Here is a 23,422-nt window from a genome sequence, read left to right on the forward strand (position 1 = left end):
CTTTATGATGTACCCTTAAAAATTGAATGGATCAATAACATGACTGCTATTGCAAATAACCACGTGGTTTCTTTCCACTACACATTGACTAACGCAGAGGGTGAAACTCTCGACCAATCTCAAGGTGAACCACTTGCATATTTGCACGGTGCGGGCAACATCATCCCTGGTTTAGAAAAAGCGCTTCTTGGTAAAACTGTAGGCGAAAAATTCACTGTAAATGTTCCTGCTGCTGAAGGTTATGGCGAATACAACCCTGACCTAGTACAAGAAGTTCCAGCGCAAATGTTCCAAGGCGTTGACAACATCCAAGCAGGTATGCAATTCCAAGCGCAAACTGATGATGGCGTTCAAATCGTAACTGTTAAAGCGGTTGAAGGCGACAACGTAATCGTTGATGCAAACTTCCCACTTGCTGGTCAAGACTTAACTTTTGAAGTTGAAATCGTTGAAATCCGTGAAGCTTCTCAAGAAGAATTAGATCACGGTCACGTACACGGTGCGGGTGGTCATCACCACTAAGATCGACAGATCAAAAAAAGGGCAAATTTAACTTTGCCCTTTTTTACGCCTAGTGTTTTATTTTTATACATCTCATCCTACTGAATTTTAGCAAATCGTTTTAGAATCAAGTTAAGTAGTTTATTCAAGCACTAAGCTCATGCAATTGATTTGGTTCCGACAAGACTTACGTATACAAGACCACGCTGCTCTTTGGTATGCCACGCAAGCCGATACCTGTTTGGCTGTGGTCATCTTATCTCCTGAACAATGGGCGATTCACCATGATGCACCTGTTAAAATAGATTTTTACCTACGTCAATTGCATTCCTTAAAAGAACAACTCCATCAACTCAATATTCCTCTCATCATTCACCAAGTGCCTTTGTGGAAAGATATTCCTCAAGCTCTACTAGATTTGAGTACAACATATGCAGTAGAAACAATTCATGCCAATATTGAGTTTGGTGTGAATGAGTTAAAGCGTGATAGTGAAGTTCAGAATTTACTTCAACAACATAAAAAATCATTAGAGCTTTATCAAGATCGTACGCTTTTCCCGATTGGCTCAATTCGAAATAAATCCCAACACCCCTATCAAGTCTTTGGTGCATTTAAAAAATATTGTTATGAACAATTTAGTCTAAGTCTTCCGCAATGTTACCCAACACCTACGGCACAGTCTCCTGTCAACCTCATGGTAGAGAGCAAGATTCCTACGCTTGCTGAATTAGGTGCCCAGCCCCTTGAATCTCATTTTGCAATGCAATGGCCTGTAGGCGAAGACTGTGCCTTACAACGATTGGATCATTTTATTGATCATCAAGTTAGTCACTATCAAAATGAAAGAGACTTTCCAAATTTACGAGGTACCAGTCAGCTCTCTCCTTATCTTAATATTGGTTTACTTTCCATTCGCCAATGTATTCAGGCACTATTTCGAAAGCAACACGGGCATTTCCTCCCTGAAAATCTAGGGCAGCAAACATGGTTAGATGAACTGCTTTGGCGTGAATTTTATCAGCATATCCTGTATGACTTTCCACAAGTCTCTAAGCACCAACCTTTCAAAGCAAGTACACAATATATTCCATGGCGCGATGCACCTGAGGACTTAATTGCATGGCAACAAGGACGTACAGGTATCCCGATTGTCGATGCTGGTATGCGACAACTGCTTGCTACGGGCTGGATGCACAACCGTGTCCGTATGATCACAGCAATGTTCCTGTGTAAAAACTTACTGATTGATTGGCGTCTGGGGGAACAATGGTTTATGCAACATTTAATTGATGGTGATTTAGCCGCAAATAATGGTGGTTGGCAATGGTGTGCATCTACAGGTACAGATGCAGTGCCCTATTTCCGTATCTTTAACCCAATTAGCCAATCACAGAAATTTGATGCCAATGGCGACTATATTCGCAAATGGGTTCCCGAATTGGCCCATCTCGATGCCAAGAGTATTCATGAACCATTTGCCAAAAATACAAACTTAAAACTGGATTACCCTCACCCTATCGTTGATTTGAAATCAAGCCGTCAGCGGGCAATTGATGCCTTTAAGGGAATTTAATTGCTCCAAATAATTTTTCTTAATATTTATTTGCAATACTTTCAGAGTCTTGCAAATAAATATTAAAAAATATCCAATTCGATGCGAACTATTGACCAAAAACTATACTTTTCATGTTAAAATTCACCTATTCATCTACCCTTGCTGTATTCTTTCCGACACAAGCATTCTCCTGCCAATGGTCGTACGACTAATCTCTCGATTAGACAATTTTATCGCTCTCAAGACTGAAATTCAGTTCCGATAAGATCTGCAAAGCTGTATAGATCAAATCTAGCTTTAGATAATGATCTTGAAGTTACTTAGGCTTGGTTCTCTCCCAAAACCAAGATCAAAAGTCAGATTTTGCAAGTGAAAAATACTAGATACATTGATTGCTAAGTTATGTAACTAGCTCGATTGATTTTGCGCTTGTCCACTCAATTTGGGTGTAAAATTAATCATATATGCTATGACTTAATATATAGCATCAATAGAGATACGATATCTAAAGATCAAACCGATCACTTCGGCTCAACTTAAGATAAAACATCTAAAAATCGAAGCAATGAATATGGTAGTTGAAAGAACTTTTTTCTTCATATGAGGTGCTTATGCGTACATTTCTAGTGGTTTTACTCACATCATATTACTTGGTTGGCTGCCAAGGAGCTGTGACACCTCCTCCACCATCTACACAACAGCTTATTCAAGATACGCCAAGTGGATGGGTTGGTTAAATTAAAAAGCCCCTTTGTTTAAGGGGCTTGTTTTTGAGCAATACTTGATAAAACATTCATAAAAAACCACTCAAGCCATGATCTTCATATTTTTACGCAGCTTGTTCATCACGCTTAAAGACCAGCTCACCTTGAATTGAACTCACTGCATCAAAATAATAACCATCAGTATTGAAAGATTTTAAATCTTCTACACGATTCAATTGATTCTGAATGATATAACGTGCCATTAAACCACGGGCTTTTTTCGCATAAAAACTAATGACTTTGTATTTGCCATTTTTCTGATCTAAGAATACAGGCTTGATAATTTTAGCCTTCACTTTACTTTCTTTCACCGATTTATAGTATTCATCTGAAGCCAAATTCACCAACAAATCTGAATTTGCCTCTTCTAAATCAGCATTCACCAATTGCGTAATCTTATCGCCCCAAAACTCATATAAATTATGACCACGCGCATTGGCTAATTTGGTGCCCATTTCTAATCGATACGGCATCATTAAGTCCAAAGGACGCAATAAACCATAAAGACCAGACAACATACGTAAATGTGTTTGTGCAAATTCTAAGTCTTGTGATGTCAAATCATACGCATCTAAACCTGTATAGACATCGCCTTTAAAAGCAAAAATGGCCTGACGAGCATTGGAAAAATTAAACTCAGGTTGCCACTCACGGAACCGTGCTACATTCAATTGTGCAATTTTTTCACTCACACTCATTAAACTGGCGATTTCTGAAGCAGACAGCTTACGACTTACGTCTATAAGTTGTTGTGAATGCTCTAGCAGTCTTGGTAAAGTGTGTTGATCAGTTGGAAGTGCAGATTCATAATCTAAAGTCTTAGCAGGAGAAATTAAGGCGAGCATATACAATTTGATTAAAAAATAATTAAACAGACTATAACAGTAGACTAATTTTTTTTCCAATCTGTGTTTTTACTGAGCATAATCGGTAAAATAGCGGATTCTCCTGCTATTAATCCATTTATCTTATGTCCGAGCAAATTTTCATTCCCGGTCCAGTGGGTCAAATTGAAGTTTTCGTTGATTACCCACAAGGCGAAGTGAAAGGATTCGCGGTAATTTGCCACCCCCATCCATTGCAAGGCGGCACGCCGCAACATAAAGTTCCAGCACTTTTGGCTCAAATTTTAGTTGAAAATGGTTGTGTGGTTTATCGTCCAAGCTTCCGTGGTTCAGGTCAAAGTGAAGGTGTTCATGATGAAGGACACGGCGAAACTGACGATGTATTAAAGGTCATTCATCACGCACGTTTACAACATGTTAGTTTACCATTTTATGCAGGCGGCTTTAGTTTTGGCGCGCATGTCATGGCAAAATGCTACGACGCTTTACCAAGCGAACTCAGATCAATTCAAACTATTTTGTGCGGTTTGCCAACGGCGACTGTTGCAGGTGTACGCCACTATCAAACACCTGAACTTAAAGGAGATATTCTGTTTATTCACGGTGAAGCCGATGATGTAACCTTACTCTCTGACATGATTGCTTGGGCAAAACCACAACGTCATTTGGTTACTGTTTTACCAGGTGCAAACCACTTCTTCACAGGTTATTTAAAACAGTTACGTATTGCGATTTCACGTTTCTTATTAATTTAATCCGCAATAGCATTGGGAAAGAAATCATGATCATTTAAGATGGTTTCTTTCCTGAACTTATGCTCCCGCTGAATATTACTCATTTTATTTGATCGACTAAATTAAAATCGTGAATCAATCAAACGGCTTCTCTTTTTTCAAATTCCTAATTCCTTCCTAGCCTTATTACAGCACCATTATTCGGCTTAACACCTATTTTTCTGCCTGAATTTCTTGATTAATGCATGATTAAACACACCTCAATTATCAATATTCATGCAATGAAAAATGCTGCTTTACAAGTTTATTTTCTTATATTTTTTGGCTTTTTATGCACATTATTATTTAAATAATTAATTATACAATCAATACTTTAGCTCGCTATAGCTTTCCACTTTTAAATTTCAAAACTACGGTCAGATTCCTATGAAAAAATTTTTTGGGGCAATTTTACTTGCTTTAGCTACCACATCAAGCTTTGCACAGGACATTACAGGCACTTGGCATTATATCGATGATAAAACAGGTGAACCTAAAGGTTTGGTTAAAATTGAAAAACAATCAAATAATACTTACGCAGGTACTGTTCTCAAGCTGACACCACGTCCTGGTTATACACCAAAAGAATTTTGTACTCAGTGCCCTGCACCGTATACCAACAAACCAATTATCGGCATGCAAGTCATTACAGGCTTAAAGACGAATGATCATATAAATTATAGTAATGGTAAAATTATTGACCCTGTTTCTGGAAAGATTTATAGCTTAAAGGGTAAGGTTAGTGCGAATAGTAAAAAGCTCTTTTTACGTGGCTATTTCGGTGTTTCTGCTGTAGGTCGTAGTCAAACTTGGGTGCGTGTGGAATAAAATCTAAATTGTTATTTAAATAATTTTTCCTTTTAAACTCCATCATTCATTCAGCGTATTTACTGAATGAATGATGGTACATTTAGCAGAATTTTAAGTACAGAATGAAACTCTGCTTCCATCAACAAAATCTTTAACCAACGTGCTGACTGATTTCATAAATCACTGCCATATACTTTCTTTGGGCTAAGTGCTTTATGATCTTACCATCCGAAGCTTCGGCAATTTTTCAACTCACCCAGTTTTCTTCAGCTACAGGTAATATAGCTGTCGTAACTCTAACGCTTCAAACGCGAATTTAATCAAAGTTTCAACGGTCTCTCTTCCAGAGTTATGTCCATGCTGCTGCACTTTCACCCAAATTCCAATAGTCAGTGCTTCATCCTTTAGACTAGGTAGACCAACATAAGCCTATAAAATCACGAATTTTTTAATTTCTTGTGACAAAAACAAATTCGTCCTGAGATTACATTTTATGTAACCATGACATCCTCACTTCGTGAAACTATTCATCAGACTCTGGTATATCCCATGCCATCTATCGAACCAAATTTGGAGTGATTGCAACATAGGCTTCAGACGCATCTTTTTCTTGGAAGCAACTGAATTCAAGCCTCTTACTGCTAAGTTGAGTTAAACCAAAACTGTCTCGAATCATACACAAACCCTACTCTATCTTCACAACCATTCAAATCTGCTCAGACTCTCATCAGTTTTCAATGAATTCTCAACGGCTTGTGCCAATTGATTCAATAAACTTTGCTCAGCAATCCGATCTAACCAGTCCTGATCTTCCGTTGGATATGAGGTAATCTCACAAACCAAATGCCCTTCTTGATCTGAACTTTGACAGGTAATCGATAAAGGTAGAGCATGATTATCGACGCTTACAGCAACATGATCACCACTTTGTGGCAAGGTATGGAAGCCGTATTGACTGAGTTTGCCAACCAATAAATCTGCTACATATTCTTGTGTAATATGACATTGGTTCCCAGATTCCACCATATGTTGATGTAGCTCGCAGTTGGCAGTGAATTGTAATTTTCGCATAGCTCTACCCAAAGGCATTTTTGTTATATGGGTTTAGCATAAGCAATAAAAACAAAACAGCCAAGCATTTGCTTGGCTGTTCAATCATAAATAACTGACTTATTGAGTCACAAGTCTTATTCAGTCACCTGAATGGCTAAACCTGCTTGATTTGCAAGTTCAGTAAAGGTTGGGAAACTGGTTGCTACTGTTTCTGTACCCAAAATTTTGATCTCACCAGAACTACGTAAACCCGCCATACTAAAGCTCATGGCAATACGGTGGTCATGGTGTGATTCAATTTCACCGCCTGCAAAGATTGCAGACCAATCTCCAGACTGACCTTTACCTTCAATAATGATGCCATCATCTGTCGGTGTACAGTCAATGCCCATGGTTTTCAGACCATCTGCCATCACTTGAATACGGTCAGATTCTTTCACACGCAATTCTGCTGCACCTGTTAGTACAGTTTGCCCTTCGGCACAAGCCGCCGCAATAAACAACGCTGGGAACTCGTCAATCGCTAGTGGTACTTGGTCTTCAGGCATATGAATACCTTTTAAAGTACGACTGCCACGAATACGAATATCTGCAATTGGTTCGCCACCTGCAATACGTTCATTTTCAACAGTGAGATCAGCACCCATTTGTTTCAAAATTTCAATCACGCCTGTACGCGTTGGGTTAATGCCTACAGCTTCAAGCGTCACGTCTGAACCTTCAGTAATTGCAGCACCGACCATAAAGAATGCAGCAGAAGAAATATCTGAAGGTACCTGAATGTCCGTACCAACTAACTTACCACCACCTTGCAGTGAAATACGATTGCCTTCAGTTTTTACTTCATAACCAAAAGCACGTAGCATACGCTCAGTATGATCACGTGTTGGCTCTGGTTCGGTCACAGAAGTTTCACCTGCTGCCCACAAACCCGCCAATAGAATACCTGATTTCACCTGAGCAGAAGCCATTGGTAAATCATAGTGAATGCCTTTTAATGGCTGGCTACCTGTAATCGATACTGGCGGTGTACCACGCTCACCTGTGGTCTGAATTTGTGCACCCATTTCACGTAAAGGTTTCGCAATACGCTCCATTGGACGTTTTGACAAAGAGGCATCACCCGTCATGACTGAATCAAATTTTTGTGCAGAAAGCATTCCCGACAAAAGACGCATAGATGTGCCCGAGTTACCCATATACAACGCGCCCGCAGGTGCTTTTAGACCATGCATGCCAACGCCATGAATGGTCACTTCACCATTTTTAGGTCCTTCAATGCTTACGCCCATATCACGGAAGGCTTGTAATGTTGCTAAAGCATCTTCACCCTCTAGGAAACCTGTGACATGTGTTGTGCCTTCTGCAATCGCACCAAACATGATAGAGCGGTGAGACACAGACTTGTCTCCAGGCACGGTAAACTTACCTTGGAACGTTTTAGGGCCTGGTAAAATGGTAAATTGTTGTGTCACCTTATTTTTCTCCATCAGGGGTTTCTTGGCTAACATGTGATTGAAATGTTGTCGTGCAGCTTGAGCATTGCCAAGCAAACCCATTAAGGCTGGCGAATCTTCATCTTCAATCAGTTTTCTGAGTACAGCAAGTTGTTGTTCAAATCCATCTACAGCATTTAAAATGGCTTTTTTATTGGCAAAGAAGATGTCATGCCACATTTGCGGATCACTGGCCGCAATACGTGAGAAATCACGAAAACCACCCGCAGCATAACGGAAAATATCCAAATTATCTGCGCGATTGGCCAATTGCTCGACTAAGTTAAATGCCATCAAATGCGGTAAATGACTGGTATGCGCCAACACTTCATCGTGTTTTTCCACATCCATGCAAATGACTTCAGCTTTTGCCGCTTGCCAAAGGGTGATCAGTTTTTCAACCGCCCAAGGCGCACTGCTTGGAAGTGGTGTCAGAATGACTTTATGATGCGCAAATAAATCGACTTTACCTGCATGAACACCTGTATGTTCCGCGCCCGCAATTGGATGACCTGGTACAAAACCAGCAGGCAACTTTTCACCGTAAACGGCTTTGGCTGCATCAACAACATTCCCTTTGGTACTGCCTACATCAGTAATGATGCAATTTTCTGACAAATACGGCTTAATGGTAGCTAAAACTTTTTCTGTCGCTCGTACAGGCAAGGCAAGTACCACCAAATCGGCACCTTGCACAGCATCAACTGGATTAGTAAAACCTTCAGCAATTAAGCCTAAAGCTTTTGCATCATCCAAGGTCTTACTTGAACGTGTTGATGCGACAATTTGTTTCGCCAGTTTTTCAGCAACTATTACACGAGCCAGACTTGAACCAATCAGGCCAAGTCCAATAAATGCAACTTTTTCAAATAATGGCTGTGTCATCTTTTATGCTTTCGCCTCTAAACCCCACACTTTGGCAAGTGCATTTCAACGATATCTATATGCTTAAGTTTTTTTAACTTAAAAGTTTTTGTAAGCTGTCTCAGTATATCAATACATATTCCAAATTTTAGATTGGATTGAATATACGAGACAGCAACACCACCTTTTATGGCGAATGTTAGAGCACAGCGATTGGGTAAGAACCCAATACACGTACTTCTTTGACTAAAGGACGAATTTCTTCAATGGCTGCTTTCACATTTTCTTGTTCAATATGACCTTCAAGATCAATAAAGAACACATAAGCCCATTTCTCTGGAAGTGCAGGACGCGTTTCAATACTGGTCAAACTAATTTGATGTTTTGCAAAAGGAGCTAAAATTTCGAGTAAAGCTCCTGCACGATCATGTGCCGAAATCAGTAAAGAGGTTTTGTCATTACCACTTTGTGGCACTTTTTCACGACCAATGACCAAGAAACGTGTCGTGTTTTCTGGATTATCTTCAATGTTACTGTGTAGAATTTCTAACTCATAAATACTTGCAGCAACGTCCGATGCAATCGCAGCCGAATGCCATTCATTACGAATACGGCGCGCAGCTTCTGCATTTGAGTTGAGTGCAACACGTTCAACACCTGGATAATGTGCATCCAACCATTTACGGCATTGTGCCAAGGTTTGTTGATGTGCATAAATCTGTTTAATACTATCTTTACGGGTATTTTCGGAAATTAAGAATTGATGATGAATACGTAGTTCCACTTCACCAATCACATTTAATGTCGATGATTTAAAACAGTCTAAAGTATGGTTCACGACCCCTTCAGATGAGTTTTCGACTGGTACTAGACCATAGTGTGCACTGCCCGCTTCAACTTCACGGAATACTTCATCAATCGTTGGTAAAGGACGAACCACCGCATCCTGACCAAAATGCTTAAGCACAGCCGAATGTGTAAATGTTCCCACAGGACCCAAAAAAGCAATGCTTTGCGGTGCTTCTAGTGCTAAGCATGCTGACATAATTTCACGGAATAAACGTGCCATTGTTACATCCGACAAAGGCCCTTCATTACGCTCCATGACATTACGCAGAACTTGTGCTTCACGTTCAGGACGGTAAAACATTGGATTCTCTTCAGAGGCAAACTTTGCTTTTGCTACTGCTTCAGCCAAGCGCGCGCGACGATTAATCAATTGTTGAATCTGTTGATCGACAGAATCAATATCTTCGCGAATCTTGGTCAAGTCCAGAGAAGTCGTAGTGTTTTGATCGTCGTTGATCATTGTTATTTCGCCCTTCGAAAACGTGAATGCCGACAGTATATCAAGAGTTCAATGAAATGGTAGGCAATAAAATCTGGTTTCATCCTGATTTCAACGCTATAGCCCGTAATATTTGCCAAAATCTAACTAAAGTTTGAGTTGTAGAATAGATAGAGCATCTGGCTTAGCGAGCTTGAGCATAAGATGGTTTGAGTATATGGTCTAACCCTCCATGAAACATCATTCTTAATACCGCACAACATTGAAAATTGATGAATCACGTTATCTTTATTATTTTTTATTTAAAACATAGCACTAGAAAATTTCATTAAGAATATGACATGATCAAGGCATATTACTTTAGATCACAATTTAACCACAATTTAATATGACGTATTTCACAATTTGTCTGTTATTTTAAATTTAAAAATGCTATTCGGAGAATAAAAATGCCAAAAAGAATTGCAGTTTTAGTCACACATGACTTCGAAGATATGGAATATGTCGAACCTGTTGAAGCCTTTCGTGCTGCGAGTCATAGTGTAATCAATATTGAAAATAAAGCAGGCAATATTGTATACGGAAAAAAGCGCCGATATTCTGTCACTATAGATCAAGGCATTGATGATGTTACAGTACACGAATTTGATGCTTTGCTTATTCCTGGTGGCTATTCACCAGATCACTTAAGAGCAGATGAACGCTATGTTGATTTTGTCCGTCGTTTTGCGAATGCACAAAAACCGATTATGAGTATTTGTCATGGTCCACAATTACTGATTAACGCAGGCGTTGTAAAAGGTCGGCGTATGACCACCATGAAATCGGTTGTTGTTGATTTACTTAATGCAGGTGCAGTGTTTTATGACGAAGCCGTGGTGAATGACAATAATTTGTATATTTCTTCACGCTCTCCAGAAGATCTACCCGCCTTTATTCGCGAAAGTTTGACTGTACTCAAGCTTTAAGTCAGAAAAAAGAGCCTTTCGGCTCTTTTATATTGTTAGCGTCCTATCATTCCACGCGCGACAATTTCTTTCATAATTTCGTTCGTTCCACCATAAATCCGCTGAATTCGAGCATCTACAAAGAAACGGGAAATTGGATATTCCGTCATATACCCATAACCACCAAACAATTGTAGTAATTGGTCTGCAACTTTCATTTGCATGTCGGTTGAAAAACTTTTTAGTGCTGCGGCTGTTTCCACATCAAGTTTACCTTGCATATAAAGTTCTACATTTTGATTATAAAAAGCTGCTGTAGCCAGCTCATCAATTTTTGCCTGTGCCAAGACAAAACGCGTATTTTGAAATTGCCCAATCTTTTGTCCAAAAGCCTGACGTTCTTGGACGTATTGCGTGGTCACATCGAGTGCCCCACGAATAGCTCCTAAAGCCGTCGCGGCAATCGCTGTTCTTTCACGTGGCAACTCCTGCATAAGATAGTTAAATCCTTGCCCTGCTTGTCCCAATAACTGATCCTTAGGCACTTTCACATTATCAAAAAATAATTCTGAAGTATCCTGAGAATGTAAACCGATCTTGTCTAAATTGGTTCCTTTCTTAAATCCATCTAAATGGGTATCTAATAAAAGTAAAGACACCCCTTTAGCACGTGCTTGCGGATCTGTTTTCACGGCAAGGACCACGAGGTCCGCATGTTGTCCATTTGAAATAAAGGTTTTAGAACCATTCAGTACATAATGATTGTCTTGCAAAATAGCAGTGGTACGTATTGCCTGCAAATCTGAGCCAGCCCCTGGCTCAGTCATCCCAATCGCCCCCACGACTTCCCCCGTGACCATTTTAGGTAACCAATATTGTTTCTGTTGTTCTGTGCCAATATGTAAAACATAAGGTGCAGCAATTTCAGAATGACATGAAATCGCTGTAGAAAGTGCACCATATCCTGCACGAGCAGATTCTTCCACCAACATTAAAGAATAATGGGTCGGTACACCATAGCCACCGTATTGCTCAGGTAGATCTACACATAAAAACCCATTTTCACCCAGCTTTTTCCACACTGAGCGCGGCATAATGCCAGCTCGTTCCCATTGCTCATAGTCAGGAGCAATATGCTCTTGCATAAAACGTTTGAAATTGTCTTTAAAAAGTTCCAAATCTGCATCATGTGCTAACATCATTCTTCCTTTGTTGTTGTTTAATTTTTTGCTTTGTAATGCTAGGCAATTTATTGATTACTGTCATGTACATGTTATGTCTTATTTACGACAAAAAGGTCAACTCTATAGGCATAAAAAAAGGAAGCCGTAGCTTCCTTTTTTTAATTCAAGATCACATTAAGCATGCGCTTGATTACCTTCATCCATCATTTGCTTGTCTACCTCTTCAGGGTTAGCCAAAGCAAAATCTAGTTTTTCCTTGTCGAGCTGACCGACCCATTTCGCAACCACAATAGTTGCTAACGAGTTACCCACCAAGTTGGTTAAAGCACGAGCTTCAGACATGAAACGGTCAATACCTAAAATCAGTGCTAAACCAGCAACTGGGATATGACCTACCGCAGACAACGTTGCTGCCATTACAATAAAGCCTGAACCCGTTACACCTGCAGCGCCTTTAGAAGAAATCAACAACACCAATAACAAAGTAATTTGATGTGAAATATCTAATTGAGTATTGGTTGCTTGAGCAATAAATACCGCAGCCATGGTCAAGTAAATTGAAGTACCATCTAAGTTAAATGAATAACCTGTTGGAATGACCAACCCTACTACAGATTTTTCACAACCTGCAATTTCAAGCTTTTTCAACATACGTGGCAATACAGATTCCGAAGAAGAAGTCCCTAAAACGATTAATAATTCTTCGCGAATCATACGAATCATTTTTAAGATACTGAAACCACAGATACGGCTAATTGAACCCAATACAATGAAGATAAACAATAGACAGGTAATATAGAAGCAGATAATCAACTGAGCCAATTGCGCTAAGCTGCCAATACCATATTTACCAATAGTAAATGCCATTGCACCAAATGCACCGATAGGCGCAAGCTTCATAATCATATTTACAATATTGAAGAAGACATGCGAAATTTGGTCAATCAGCTTAAGAACTGGCTTACCAGAATCACCTAATTTGTGTAGTGCAAATCCAAATAAAATAGCGAATAACAATACTTGAAGAATTTCACCTTCAGCAAAAGCACCCACCACAGTATGTGGAATGATATTCATTAAGAAATCGACAGTACTTTGAGACTGACCTGATTCTACATATTTAGAAATACCTGACACATCTAAAGAGGCAGGGTCAATGTTCATACCTACACCTGGTTTAGCGATGTTAATCACCAATAAACCAATCAGTAGCGCAATAGTAGAAACGATTTCAAAATAAAGGAGAGCAATACCACCCGTTTTACCCACCGATTTCATACTTTCCATGCCAGCAATACCGCTAACAACTGTACAGAAAATCACTGGGGCGATGATCATTTTAATCAATCGAATAAATGCATCACCTAAAGGTTTTAGCTGTTCGCCTAAACCTGGGACATATTGTTCGGCACCATTTACAATCTGGGTTCCACTTGGAGAGAAATGACCAACCAGAATACCTGCAATGATGGCAACAATCACTTGAAAATACAGTGATTTATAGATGGGTTTTTTAGCCATAGCGTTACTTCTAAACATATTTCTAGAACTAGAAACATCCAATATTAGTCTATTCCTAAGAATACACAGCCCTTAAAATTCCTTTTATAATCACTACAAAAGGCTATAGGTATAACTTTATACCTTCTCATTAAACTAAATAATAATATCCGCGATTCCATCGCAGTTAGACTATTGAAAATGAATATTTTCAATATGATAGAAAAAACAACTCATAAGAAAAACTTAACAGTCATCCTTATTCGGTTGAATTCTACCGAATTTTTGAACAGTAAATCTACATATATTTTTAAATTTGATTAAATTGCACTCATTTTTTATTAGACATTAGTCGCATATCCAAACCATCATTTTCCTTCCTTTTACATCAAAATCTTTCTATTATCCATTTAAACATTCTCCCTCGAAACACGAAATTACACAGTGATCTAAGCAAATGACAACCAAAAGAAATTTATACAAAGATTTTGAGCATCCTTTTGCCCAATTTGTCCGTATTGTTGGTAAAGGAAAGAATGGTGCAAGATCACTCACTTATGATGAAGCCTATCAAGCATTCAAAATGATTTTGAACGATGAAGTCCTTGATGTGCAATTGGGGGCTTTTTTGATGCTGTTACGTGTGAAAGAAGAGTCTGTAGACGAATTGGCAGGTTTTGTACAAGCAACGCGTGACACATTAAATTTTAAAGCTCTTGATGTCGATCTGGATTGGTCTTCGTATGCAGGTAAACGTAAGCATTATCCTTGGTTCTTATTAGCTGCATTAACTTTGGCACATCATGGCTATAAAATTGTCATGCATGGTGCATCTGGGCACACCTTAAATCGCGTGTATACCGAACAAGTACTTGAATATTTAGGTTTTCCCATCTGTCAAAATCAAGATGAGGTTGAGCAGCAACTACAACAACATAATTTTGCCTATTTACCTTTAGAGGTTATTTCGCCCATCCTGAGTGAACTAATCGCATTACGCAATGTCATGGGATTACGCTCGCCAATTCATACCCTAGCGCGACTGATTAATCCGTTTAACGCGAAAGCCACTTTACAAGCCATTTTCCACCCCGCCTATCGTAGCTCTCATCAACAAGCTGCTTTTAAACTTGGTTATCAAAACAGTGCCGTTATTAAAGGTGAAGGTGGTGAATTCGAGCGCAACCCTGATGCCAAGACACTAATTTGTGGCATTAAAGATGGGGAATTGTATGAGTACGAGCTTCCTAAACTGACAGAAAATCGAAGTCCAGTTGAGGAAGAACTTGATTTAGCTGTATTTAAATCTGTCTGGCAAGGTCAACAACACCATGAATATGGTGAAACTGCGGTCATAGAAACCATGGGCATTGCCTTGTATACCATGGGAGTCTGTGAAAGTTACCCTAATGCGATGCTGAAGGCGAAAGAGCTTTGGTTAAATCGCTTCTAAGCATGCCATTCCAATGTAATGACAACAATATAACAATTAACAAAAAGGACTCTATCTGGAGTCCTTTTTCTATCTTAGCTATTTGCAAAACTTTTTGACTTAAACAAAACGAATTGGCTTAAATTCAGGTTCGTTTTTGTGATGATCATCATCGCACTCTTCACCTTCTTCTTTCGTGCCACGGTCAATATAACCGCTACGCTCAGTTTCTGGTAAATGCTTCATTTCCCACGCATACACAGCTTGCATACAAATTTCACGTTGCTCTTTGGTTAATGCAACACCATTTGGCCATTTACCAATTTCAATCGCAGTCTTTAAACGACCAACAATATCTGGATCAAGTACAGCCAGCATTTGTTCAATATTCATTTTTAATCCTGTTGTTGCAATGAATCAAAATCACGATTCCAACCTAGTTTTGTACGACAAGCCATATAAAAGTCATACCCAGGTGGGTGCAAGAGGTTTAATTTAAATGGATGTTTGCGGATATGCAAACTATCTCCCACATTGAGTGAAACACTATGTTGCCCGTCGGCGCTGACCATTGGCAATACACGATTTTCACGAATCAGAATTTTAATTTCACTATGACCACCCACAACAATTGGACGTGATGAGAGTGTATGCGGATGCATCGGGACTAAAGAAATTGCATCCATACTCGGATGCACAATAGGTCCACCACCCGATAACGCATAAGCAGTTGAACCCGTTGGTGTAGAAACAATCAATCCGTCACTGTGCTGACGATACACATATTGCCCATCGATGTTTAATTCAAAGTCAATCATGTGTACAGACTTACCCGAATGCAATACAACGTCATTTAGGGCAATTGCATCATGAATCGTTTCACCCTTAGAGCGAACTTCCATTTCCAACAAAAAACGGCGGTCTTGCTGGAACTCACCTTGTAAGACTTGATCAAGCTTATAGATGACTTCAGTTGGTTTAATATCGGTAAGAAACCCTAAGCGTCCACGGTTTACACCAATCACAGGCGTATTATACTTCACCAAAGAACGTGCAGCATGTAATAAGGAACCATCACCCCCAACCACAATAACCAAATCTACAACCTCACCCAATAATGCTCGGCTGACTGTCTGTGTATTTTTATAAGGGACAAGCTCGGCGGTTTCTGCATCAAAAACAGGATGTAAACCCAAGCTCATAAGATGATCGTGAATGAGGCTTAAAGTTTCAACAACAGAAGATTTGTCTGGTCGACCAATTAATCCAATATTCCGAAAAGACTTGTGTGAAAGTTGCACCTATGTGATCGCTCCGTTAGGATTCTGGCTTATGATACCATTAACCCGATTGAAATAAAAAACCTTATAAATAGCCTGATTAGCTCAAACATTTATATAGCTTTTCGCTTCTGTGACAGATTTATTATTGCAAATTGGAAAAAAGCTTCGCATGATTAGCAAAATTTATCAGGATCTTATCACTTTTTATGAAGTTTGAACGTGGCATAGGATTATTCGCACTTATTTTCTCCATATTGGTCATTGGTATTTTTCTAGCATTTAGTTTTTACCTGATTCGTCTAGATAATATTGTGAGAGAAAAGTTTGAAGGTAAGCGTTGGGATATTCCTGCGAAGGTTTTTGCTCGTCCGCTAGAAATTTACACCAATGCAGCCATTAGCCAGAAAGACTTCAATCAAGAATTGAAACTTTTAGGTTATAAAAATGCGGATAGTTATGCAAAATCGGGGAGCTATGTTAGCTCGGGTGATACTTTCTATGTGCACACCCGCGGCTTTGACTTCGGTGATAGTGTTGAACCTGAACAAGTTTTAAAAGTTAGTTTTGCGAATGATCAAATTAGTGAAGTCAGTGCAACCAAACCATCTTCAACAGGGATTGCGCGTTTAGAACCTCTATTGATTGGCGGTATTTATCCGCAGCACAATGAAGATCGGGTTCTGATTAAATTGTCCAATGTGCCAAAACCTTTAATTGAAGCCTTAATTGCAACTGAAGACCGTAACTTCTATAAGCATCATGGTATTTCTGTTCGAGGGACTGCGCGAGCTTTGGTCAGTAATGTGACTGGAGGAAAACGCCAAGGTGGTTCAACGCTTACCCAACAGTTGGTTAAAAACTTCTATTTAAGCCCAGAACGTACCTTAAAACGTAAAGTCAACGAAGCCTTAATGGCACTCTTGGTTGAGCTACATTACAACAAAGATGAAATTCTTGAAGCTTATTTAAATGAAGTGAACTTGGGGCAAAATGGCAACTATTCAATTAATGGTTATGGTTTGGCATCACAATTCTACTTCGGTTTACCGTTACGTGAACTCAATATCTCGCAACAAGCCTATTTGGTTGGTTTAGTACAAGGCCCTTCTTTGTTCAATCCTTGGCGTAACCCAGAAGGTGCTAAAAAGCGTCGCGATATCGTATTAAATAATATGTTGGTGATGGGATATTTATCACAAGAACAATATGAACGTGAAATTGCTCGCCCATTAAATGTTTTAGCAAAACCAACGTTAGGACCTGCCCGCTTCCCTGATTTTCTAGATATTGTGCGTCGTCAATTACGGACTGAATATCAAGAGTCTGATTTAACCAACCAAGGTTTAAAAATCTTCACCACGCTCGACCCAATTGCCCAAACCAATATCCAGAACGCGTTTAAAGAGTCTGTTGCCCGTTTAAGCAATAGCAATCCAAAACGACTAAAGGACTTGCAAGGTGCAGTATTAGTTTCTCATCCTGAGAATGGTGAACTGGTTGCTGCGCTAGGTTCAACCCAAGATTTTACTGGTTTTAACCGCGCACTCGATGCAAAACGCCAAGTCGGTTCATTACTTAAACCAGTGATTTATCTCAATGCAATTGAGTCTGGACGTTATAACTGGGCCAGCCCAATCGAAGACAGCTACATTAGCATTCCAAGTGAAGGTAAATCTTGGACACCCAAAAACTATAGTGGTGGTGAACATGGCGTGGTTCCAATGGTTCAAGCTTTGTCTAATTCGTATAACTTGTCTGCAGTTCGTCTCGGACAAGAATTTGGTGTAGCTAGCTTTAGTAATCATTTGAAAAAGTTTGGTGTAACTTCCAACATTCCAACCTACCCTTCTATCTTTTTGGGTGCGGTTGATATGTCTCCGATGGAGGTCATGAGTATTTATGGAAACTTTGCTACAGGCGGTTTCAAATACCCAATTAAATCGATTCGCTCGGTGGTCGATTCTAATGGTCGTGTTTTAGAGCGTTATAGCTTAACCGTGCAACAAACCATCGATCCTGCGGCGGCCTATATTGTGAACTATGGCCTACAACAGGTAATGAACTCTGGTACAGGTCGTTCTGCTTACAGCACATTGCCAAGTTCATTAAAACTTGCTGGTAAATCTGGCACCACCAATGATACCCGTGACTCATGGTTTGCAGGGTATTCAGGCAATTATCTCAGTGTGGTTTGGCTTGGTTTAGATGACAATAAAGTCACTGGACTGACAGGTTCTTCAGGTGCTTTACCTGTTTGGACCAATGTCATGAGTCAATTACGTCAAAAACCAGTCAATTTACGTCAAACCGACGATGTGCAATGGCAATGGATCGATAGTGGCTCAGGCAACTTATCGGCTCAGGGTTGTGAAGGTGCGTTGTATATACCGTTATTAAGGAGTGCTGTACCACGTCGTGCTACAGCATGCGGCTTTCCTCATTACCAAGTGGAACCAGTTTACACACCTGATACGGAAATGAACCAGAACCAACCAGCGCAACCCGATAGTATGGACAACTATATCCGCGAGAGTGAAAGTGACATGCAAAATGACTTGGATCAAAATTCAGGTCGTGTCATTTCGAGCGGAACGTATGCCAACTAAGGAATTGTAATTGTATATGCTGAGACCGATTCTCCTTTCTGCTGCTGTAATGGCTTTGGTTGGTTGTCAAAGCCTACCCAAGCCAGAAAGTGCTAAACCTGCTGTTACCACCGAAAAGCCCAAAGCTGCTCAACCAAAATCTTCTGGTGTGGTGATTACACCGTATGATCAGCCCGAGATTAAACGGCAAAAAGTGCAAGTCGTGGTGCCTGAACAAAAATCTCAGCAGAAATTTGAAGATGGACGCTCACTTCCAGCCTTTAAACAATTAATGCAACAAACACAGCAAGCTTATAAACAAGGACGCTGGAATGATGCTGAAACGACTGCCTTACGTGCACAACGTCTAGCACCGCAGTCAGCGGAAACTTTCTTGTTTCTGGCTTTAGTTGCAAATCAGAAAAATCAACCTGCCAATGCTGAAGCCTTAGCCCGTCGTGGCTTAAGCTATGCACAAACCCAAGCTATGAAAAAGCAACTTTGGGGAGCCATAGCCAAAGCAGGGCAAAAGCAAAATAACAGTAAAACCGTACAGCAAGCGCAACAGGCATTAAAGACACTTTAATGCCTGCTTGTTCTACACTTTATAAAGAATTTACTACGTTTTTTTAAAGATATCGGATTCCTGCAATACCATAAGCATGATGTGATTGCGCTTGTTGTAACAGCTCAACATGCATTCCTCCTAATGCAAATACAGGAATATCCACTTGTTGAGCGTATTCTTGAAAACGAACCCATCCTAATGGCTCAACATCAGGATGTGTCGCTGTAGCCAAAACAGGACTTAAAATGATCGCATCACAGCCAATATTTTGTGCATGTTTCATGGCCACAACATCATGACAAGCCGCGATGAAACGAAAGCCGACAGGTAATTCTCCACGCTTAACTGTCATCAACTGATGTTGTTTGAGATGAATTGCAGCTACTTTCTTCTGCATTGGCAACGTCAATTTTTGCCACGCTTGTACATTGACAATTAAATGACTTGCTTGTTGTTCAGATAATTGTTCTAAATCTTCCAAATCTGCTGCTGTATGTTCAACACGCCAATATAATAATTGCTGCGGTTTAAGTTGTTCCAAATCATTCAAATGCTCAGAAATTTTAATTTGATTTGGCCAATATAAGCGTTGCAAAATACTAAAATTGGCTTTCGGAAAATTCAGACTCAGTAATTCTGTACGGCTATACCATGTCCATGGTTGCTGGATTTCACTTAATAATGCTTCGGGTACTATGGCATGAAATAAATGTAAATTTACCACGACATCATCATATTCATGACAAATCACATCAAATGCGTGCCAGTCATTCAGCCCTACCCCAACTTCTTCAAAAACTTCACGGCGACAAGCGTCTAAAGGCGTTTCATTCGCTTCGACTTTCCCTCCAGGAAATTCATGCTTATTGCCTTGATGTTGTTCAGCACTGCGCCATCCAACCAAGACTTTATTTTGATGCAGTAATAAGGCAATAGCGACATGAATATTCGGCTTGGACATAACTAGTTCCATCACTTTAAATTAGTGTCAGTGTAAGTAAATTTTGTTTTTTTATAAATTGCTAAAATTTCCGTTGACAGATCTATTCGATAATGATTATCATTTAAACCACTCAAGAATACACCACGGAGCAAACAAAAATGAACGCACCTTTTAGCTTATTTACACGTCACACTGAAGCTGCACATGCACTACCAATGCTACATTCCAACAATCTTTTTGCCCTTGGACGTGAAATTCGCATCATGCATGCAGGTGAAGAATATCGTCTACGTTTAACTCGCAATAATCGTCTTATTCTCACGAAATAAAAACAAAATAAACTGATAATAATAAACGTGGGAACTAGCAGTATGTCAGCGCGTACTGCTTTTTTATTTACAGGCTAAATAGAACAATATCTCAAATTTCAGGTGTTTCAAATTTTCTAAAGTACAACTCTACTTTTAAACCACCATAAGAAGATACTGAAAAATCTATGCTCGCATGATGCAGTTGCACAATTTTTTTACAGATTGAAAGCCCTAACCCTGAACCTGTCGTTTTACTGCCTAAAGCCCTATAAAAACGCTCACCCAAACGTGAGATCGTGTTGCTGTCTACCTCTTCACCTTCATTTTCAATACATAGATACCCCTGTTGTTGCTCGGCTGTTACCTGTATATAAACACGTCCATGAGGTTGGCTATAACGTATGGCATTATCTAAAAGATTACGTAAACAAACCGTCATTAATTCAGGATTTACCTTAACCTGACAGGGTTCCAAATTGGATACGAGTTGGATTTGTTTCTGCTGCTTAAATATTTCCAAATTATTCCAGACGTCCACCACCAGTTGGCTTAAATTAAGCGATGATAATGGTAAATCTGCGGTTTCAGTCGGATCTAAACGCGCGAGAAGCAAGAGGTTTTCTAGCACTTGGGTACCACGGCTAACATCTTGCTGAATGAGTTGTAATTCTTGCGTAAATTGAGGCTGATCTTGATATTTTCGTTGGAGTACCTGCAAACGCAACTGAATTGCAGACAGTGGTGAACGTAATTCATGCGAAGCATCTGCGGTAAAGCGCTGTTCTGCTTGTAATGATTGATCTAGGCGTTGTAATAATTGATTTAATTGCAAAATAATGGGCTGAAGCTCATCAATGATGGGGGCATTCTGCGTAATTGGCGTTAAGTCCTGCGCGCTCTTGTCCGCTATTTTTTTAGATAACATTTGCATGACTTTGAACTGACGTGCAATCGCGAAATGTGAAAATAACCACTGTAACAACCACAAGACCATTAACAAAACAGCATATATAGCAAAACTACTCAAGATTTTTTCAAAACGAACTTGCATAGGTTGATAAATCACCACTTGCAGCCGAGTATCCTGATCAAAGGATTGATAACTTCGCCACAGCGCATGTTGAAACCAAACGTAATCAAAATGCTCATGCTGCATATCTAAAAAATTCACCATAGATGCCAATTCAAATGAATCGGATTGAAGCACGACCGTTTGCTGATGGATCAACTGATATTGTAGATCAAACTCATCACTTAACTGCGTGATATGTGCTCCTTCATTTTGATTGGGTTGAACAAGCAGCAAAGCATCAGCAATTTCATCCATAATTTCGTCTTGCATACTCATACTTTGATATATCGAAATGCCCACCAATAAAGCAAAGGCGACTGCGCCTGCTGCAACTGAACTCAGCACAGACGTCTTAACCAGTCTCTTTTGCAATGAAATATGCTTGGCAGCCATTTAAGTATCCTGATTCATTCGATAGCCTAGCCCTCGAACCGTTTTAATCAAATCAGCGCCTATTTTCTTCCGTAATTGATAAATAAATACTTCTATTGCATTACTTTCAATTTCTTCACCCCATGCATACAGTGACTCTTCAAGTTGTTCACGCGTCACAATATGTTCAGGCTTCTGCATTAATTTATATAAAATCTGAAATTCTTTCGCAGTGAGATGAATCACCTGTCCATTTTGCTGAACAACCTTAGCTTGCGGGTCGAGTTGTAAATTGGCAAAAGATAAATACTGACCTACCGATGATTGCTGCAAACGTAATTGAGCACGAACTCGTGCTGATAATTCTTCTAAGCTAAACGGTTTGACCAAATAATCATTGGCTCCTAAATCTAGCCCCTCAACACGGTCATGAATACTGTCTCTTGCTGTAATAAAAATAACAGGAATACCTTGCTGCCGTGTTCTTATGGTTTTAAGAATGTCATCTCCCGTAGCTTGTGGCAAACCACGGTCTAAAAGAATGCAGTCATATTGGTGTTGTTCTATGGCATGAATTGCATAATCGCCACGATCAACCCAATCTACACTATAACCGTCCATTTCTAACCAAGTTTTAATACTCTCGGCTTGAGAGTGATCGTCTTCAGCTAATAATATACGCATCGTGTACTCACATCACATGCTTATCATCAGCATGCCTTGATTGGATTTAAAATGCAAAAGCCACATGTTTTGCATGTGGCTTCAGTTCAATGGATGTCTGATTAAAAAGTTAAAGTATCAACATCAATTTCAACACGTTTGGTTGGAAGATAATCAATATCCACTTCACCTGTTAGTGTAACTGGTGTTTTTGCCGATACAGGTTGACCACGCCATAATTCATCATCGATATCGACCGTAATACTACCTGTATGGTCTTGGAACTGATATTTTTCATCACCCAAAGCTTTAACAACATAGCCTTTCAGTTTTACAGGTGTATCATCTTTTAAAGTTAGTGCCTGCTTAACGGTAATTTGTGTTGGAGCAATTGCCTGTTGATTCACTACTGCCGTATTGGCAAATGCAAAACCACTCGCTGTACTCACAAAAGCTGTAACTAACGCTATTTTAGAAATTACATTCATTACTTCACCCTCAAATATTCATATCTTGATTTGGTTAATGCAATTAAAACAAAATAACATGAGTTGAATCTTAAGATCCTCTCAATACCATATCTGATTTAAAAAGACGAGGTACAAAAAAA

The 23,422-nt window shown here is 39.5% G+C and carries 22 protein-coding genes; 10 read left to right on the forward strand and 12 right to left on the reverse strand.

Annotation, left to right across the window (positions count from 1 at the left end):
- Window positions 1-39 precede the first annotated feature (39 nt).
- The 3 genes from C3F34_RS00665 to C3F34_RS20680 all read left to right on the forward strand — a co-directional run bounded on the left by C3F34_RS00665 (window position 40) and on the right by C3F34_RS20680 (window position 2,796).
- Window positions 40-522 (forward strand): FKBP-type peptidyl-prolyl cis-trans isomerase, encoded by a 483-nt coding sequence (locus tag C3F34_RS00665; RefSeq protein WP_016167486.1) that lies wholly within the window; start codon window positions 40-42, stop codon window positions 520-522.
- A 139-nt stretch (window positions 523-661) separates the two neighbouring features.
- Window positions 662-2,077 carry a deoxyribodipyrimidine photo-lyase gene (gene phrB, locus C3F34_RS00670; RefSeq protein ID WP_044739443.1) on the forward strand — a complete coding sequence of 472 codons (1,416 nt, stop codon included), beginning with the start codon at window positions 662-664 and terminating at the stop codon, window positions 2,075-2,077.
- Between the two features lie 593 nt (window positions 2,078-2,670).
- A complete protein-coding gene (locus C3F34_RS20680) occupies window positions 2,671-2,796 on the forward strand; it encodes a hypothetical protein (protein WP_016167484.1) in 126 nt (41 codons plus the stop codon).
- A gap of 92 nt (window positions 2,797-2,888) precedes the next feature.
- Here the strand turns inward: C3F34_RS20680 and yaaA are convergent, their stop codons facing one another.
- Window positions 2,889-3,668, reverse strand: a complete 780-nt coding sequence (gene yaaA, locus C3F34_RS00675; RefSeq protein ID WP_104440842.1) for a peroxide stress protein YaaA — start codon at window positions 3,666-3,668, stop codon at window positions 2,889-2,891.
- A 125-nt stretch (window positions 3,669-3,793) separates the two neighbouring features.
- On the opposite strand from yaaA, the gene C3F34_RS00680 reads away from it, so the two are divergent.
- Together C3F34_RS00680 and C3F34_RS00685 are read left to right on the forward strand one after the other, a co-directional pair.
- The gene (locus C3F34_RS00680) at window positions 3,794-4,423 is read left to right on the forward strand and encodes an alpha/beta hydrolase (RefSeq protein ID WP_104440843.1); all 630 of its coding nucleotides are present in this window, start codon (window positions 3,794-3,796) and stop codon (window positions 4,421-4,423) included.
- 405 nt (window positions 4,424-4,828) lie between these two features.
- Window positions 4,829-5,269, forward strand: a complete 441-nt coding sequence (locus C3F34_RS00685) for a DUF2147 domain-containing protein (RefSeq protein ID WP_104440844.1) — start codon at window positions 4,829-4,831, stop codon at window positions 5,267-5,269.
- Between the two features lie 678 nt (window positions 5,270-5,947).
- On the opposite strand, the gene C3F34_RS00690 is transcribed toward C3F34_RS00685, so the two are convergent.
- From C3F34_RS00690 to pheA, 3 genes are all read right to left on the reverse strand, one after another.
- Window positions 5,948-6,322, reverse strand: coding sequence for a hypothetical protein (locus C3F34_RS00690; RefSeq protein WP_044739441.1), 375 nt, complete (start codon window positions 6,320-6,322; stop codon window positions 5,948-5,950).
- Between the two features lie 116 nt (window positions 6,323-6,438).
- The gene (locus C3F34_RS00695; protein WP_044739440.1) at window positions 6,439-8,685 is read right to left on the reverse strand and encodes a bifunctional prephenate dehydrogenase/3-phosphoshikimate 1-carboxyvinyltransferase; all 2,247 of its coding nucleotides are present in this window, start codon (window positions 8,683-8,685) and stop codon (window positions 6,439-6,441) included.
- Between the two features lie 178 nt (window positions 8,686-8,863).
- On the reverse strand, window positions 8,864-9,973 hold the full coding sequence (gene pheA / locus C3F34_RS00700) for a prephenate dehydratase (RefSeq protein WP_016167477.1): 1,110 nt from the start codon (window positions 9,971-9,973) through the stop codon (window positions 8,864-8,866).
- A 428-nt stretch (window positions 9,974-10,401) separates the two neighbouring features.
- Here pheA and C3F34_RS00705 point away from each other — a divergent pair, with 428 nt between their 5' ends.
- Window positions 10,402-10,920: a type 1 glutamine amidotransferase domain-containing protein gene (locus C3F34_RS00705; protein WP_044739439.1), complete on the forward strand. Its 519-nt coding sequence runs from the start codon at window positions 10,402-10,404 to the stop codon at window positions 10,918-10,920.
- Window positions 10,921-10,955: 35 nt separating this feature from the next.
- On the opposite strand, the gene C3F34_RS00710 is transcribed toward C3F34_RS00705, so the two are convergent.
- On the reverse strand, window positions 10,956-12,098 hold the full coding sequence (locus C3F34_RS00710; protein ID WP_104440845.1) for an acyl-CoA dehydrogenase family protein: 1,143 nt from the start codon (window positions 12,096-12,098) through the stop codon (window positions 10,956-10,958).
- Between the two features lie 159 nt (window positions 12,099-12,257).
- Window positions 12,258-13,604: a dicarboxylate/amino acid:cation symporter gene (locus tag C3F34_RS00715; RefSeq protein ID WP_016167474.1), complete on the reverse strand. Its 1,347-nt coding sequence runs from the start codon at window positions 13,602-13,604 to the stop codon at window positions 12,258-12,260.
- Between the two features lie 436 nt (window positions 13,605-14,040).
- Between C3F34_RS00715 and C3F34_RS00720 the strand changes: the two genes are divergently transcribed.
- Window positions 14,041-15,036, forward strand: coding sequence for a glycosyl transferase family protein (locus tag C3F34_RS00720; RefSeq protein ID WP_044739437.1), 996 nt, complete (start codon window positions 14,041-14,043; stop codon window positions 15,034-15,036).
- A 99-nt stretch (window positions 15,037-15,135) separates the two neighbouring features.
- Here C3F34_RS00720 and C3F34_RS00725 read toward each other — a convergent pair whose 3' ends face one another.
- Together C3F34_RS00725 and C3F34_RS00730 are read right to left on the reverse strand one after the other, a co-directional pair.
- The gene (locus C3F34_RS00725; protein ID WP_016167472.1) at window positions 15,136-15,408 is read right to left on the reverse strand and encodes a YeaC family protein; all 273 of its coding nucleotides are present in this window, start codon (window positions 15,406-15,408) and stop codon (window positions 15,136-15,138) included.
- A 2-nt stretch (window positions 15,409-15,410) separates the two neighbouring features.
- On the reverse strand, window positions 15,411-16,316 hold the full coding sequence (locus C3F34_RS00730) for an NAD(+) kinase (RefSeq protein ID WP_016167471.1): 906 nt from the start codon (window positions 16,314-16,316) through the stop codon (window positions 15,411-15,413).
- A 188-nt stretch (window positions 16,317-16,504) separates the two neighbouring features.
- Here C3F34_RS00730 and mrcB point away from each other — a divergent pair, with 188 nt between their 5' ends.
- Together mrcB and C3F34_RS00740 are read left to right on the forward strand one after the other, a co-directional pair.
- Window positions 16,505-18,904: a penicillin-binding protein 1B gene (gene mrcB, locus C3F34_RS00735; RefSeq protein WP_104440846.1), complete on the forward strand. Its 2,400-nt coding sequence runs from the start codon at window positions 16,505-16,507 to the stop codon at window positions 18,902-18,904.
- Between the two features lie 16 nt (window positions 18,905-18,920).
- Entirely contained in the window at window positions 18,921-19,469 is a 549-nt protein-coding gene (locus C3F34_RS00740) for a tetratricopeptide repeat protein (RefSeq protein ID WP_104440847.1), read from the forward strand.
- Between the two features lie 43 nt (window positions 19,470-19,512).
- Here the strand turns inward: C3F34_RS00740 and C3F34_RS00745 are convergent, their stop codons facing one another.
- Complete coding sequence (locus C3F34_RS00745; RefSeq protein ID WP_104440848.1) at window positions 19,513-20,412, reverse strand: thiamine phosphate synthase; 900 nt, start codon at window positions 20,410-20,412, stop codon at window positions 19,513-19,515.
- Window positions 20,413-20,552: 140 nt separating this feature from the next.
- On the opposite strand from C3F34_RS00745, the gene hemP reads away from it, so the two are divergent.
- Window positions 20,553-20,723: a hemin uptake protein HemP gene (hemP, locus tag C3F34_RS00750; protein ID WP_016167467.1), complete on the forward strand. Its 171-nt coding sequence runs from the start codon at window positions 20,553-20,555 to the stop codon at window positions 20,721-20,723.
- Window positions 20,724-20,814: 91 nt separating this feature from the next.
- Here the strand turns inward: hemP and C3F34_RS00755 are convergent, their stop codons facing one another.
- The 3 genes from C3F34_RS00755 to C3F34_RS00765 all read right to left on the reverse strand — a co-directional run bounded on the left by C3F34_RS00755 (window position 20,815) and on the right by C3F34_RS00765 (window position 23,300).
- The gene (locus C3F34_RS00755) at window positions 20,815-22,170 is read right to left on the reverse strand and encodes a sensor histidine kinase (RefSeq protein ID WP_104440849.1); all 1,356 of its coding nucleotides are present in this window, start codon (window positions 22,168-22,170) and stop codon (window positions 20,815-20,817) included.
- Entirely contained in the window at window positions 22,171-22,833 is a 663-nt protein-coding gene (locus C3F34_RS00760) for a response regulator transcription factor (protein WP_104440850.1), read from the reverse strand.
- 101 nt (window positions 22,834-22,934) lie between these two features.
- Complete coding sequence (locus C3F34_RS00765; RefSeq protein ID WP_104440851.1) at window positions 22,935-23,300, reverse strand: NirD/YgiW/YdeI family stress tolerance protein; 366 nt, start codon at window positions 23,298-23,300, stop codon at window positions 22,935-22,937.
- Window positions 23,301-23,422 lie beyond the last annotated feature (122 nt).

Source organism: Acinetobacter sp. ACNIH2 (assembly GCF_002934965.1).
Lineage (GTDB): Bacteria > Pseudomonadota > Gammaproteobacteria > Pseudomonadales > Moraxellaceae > Acinetobacter > Acinetobacter tandoii.

Bases quoted from the DNA above. Each gene is read 5' to 3' on its own strand.
- C3F34_RS00760 (WP_104440850.1), bottom strand. From the start codon at position 22,833: ATGCGTATATTATTAGCTGAAGACGATCACTCTCAAGCCGAGAGTATT.
- C3F34_RS00715 (WP_016167474.1), bottom strand. From the start codon at position 13,604: ATGGCTAAAAAACCCATCTATAAATCACTGTATTTTCAAGTGATTGTT.
- C3F34_RS00740 (WP_104440847.1), top strand. From the start codon at position 18,921: ATGCTGAGACCGATTCTCCTTTCTGCTGCTGTAATGGCTTTGGTTGGT.
- C3F34_RS00695 (WP_044739440.1), bottom strand. From the start codon at position 8,685: ATGACACAGCCATTATTTGAAAAAGTTGCATTTATTGGACTTGGCCTG.
- yaaA (WP_104440842.1), bottom strand. From the start codon at position 3,668: ATGCTCGCCTTAATTTCTCCTGCTAAGACTTTAGATTATGAATCTGCA.
- C3F34_RS00745 (WP_104440848.1), bottom strand. From the start codon at position 20,412: ATGTCCAAGCCGAATATTCATGTCGCTATTGCCTTATTACTGCATCAA.
- C3F34_RS00720 (WP_044739437.1), top strand. From the start codon at position 14,041: ATGACAACCAAAAGAAATTTATACAAAGATTTTGAGCATCCTTTTGCC.
- C3F34_RS00680 (WP_104440843.1), top strand. From the start codon at position 3,794: ATGTCCGAGCAAATTTTCATTCCCGGTCCAGTGGGTCAAATTGAAGTT.
- C3F34_RS00665 (WP_016167486.1), top strand. From the start codon at position 40: ATGACTGCTATTGCAAATAACCACGTGGTTTCTTTCCACTACACATTG.
- C3F34_RS00710 (WP_104440845.1), bottom strand. From the start codon at position 12,098: ATGTTAGCACATGATGCAGATTTGGAACTTTTTAAAGACAATTTCAAA.
- C3F34_RS00725 (WP_016167472.1), bottom strand. From the start codon at position 15,408: ATGAATATTGAACAAATGCTGGCTGTACTTGATCCAGATATTGTTGGT.
- C3F34_RS00705 (WP_044739439.1), top strand. From the start codon at position 10,402: ATGCCAAAAAGAATTGCAGTTTTAGTCACACATGACTTCGAAGATATG.
- pheA (WP_016167477.1), bottom strand. From the start codon at position 9,973: ATGATCAACGACGATCAAAACACTACGACTTCTCTGGACTTGACCAAG.
- C3F34_RS00755 (WP_104440849.1), bottom strand. From the start codon at position 22,170: ATGGCTGCCAAGCATATTTCATTGCAAAAGAGACTGGTTAAGACGTCT.
- C3F34_RS00690 (WP_044739441.1), bottom strand. From the start codon at position 6,322: ATGCGAAAATTACAATTCACTGCCAACTGCGAGCTACATCAACATATG.
- C3F34_RS00765 (WP_104440851.1), bottom strand. From the start codon at position 23,300: ATGAATGTAATTTCTAAAATAGCGTTAGTTACAGCTTTTGTGAGTACA.
- C3F34_RS00685 (WP_104440844.1), top strand. From the start codon at position 4,829: ATGAAAAAATTTTTTGGGGCAATTTTACTTGCTTTAGCTACCACATCA.
- mrcB (WP_104440846.1), top strand. From the start codon at position 16,505: ATGAAGTTTGAACGTGGCATAGGATTATTCGCACTTATTTTCTCCATA.
- phrB (WP_044739443.1), top strand. From the start codon at position 662: ATGCAATTGATTTGGTTCCGACAAGACTTACGTATACAAGACCACGCT.
- hemP (WP_016167467.1), top strand. From the start codon at position 20,553: ATGAACGCACCTTTTAGCTTATTTACACGTCACACTGAAGCTGCACAT.
- C3F34_RS20680 (WP_016167484.1), top strand. From the start codon at position 2,671: ATGCGTACATTTCTAGTGGTTTTACTCACATCATATTACTTGGTTGGC.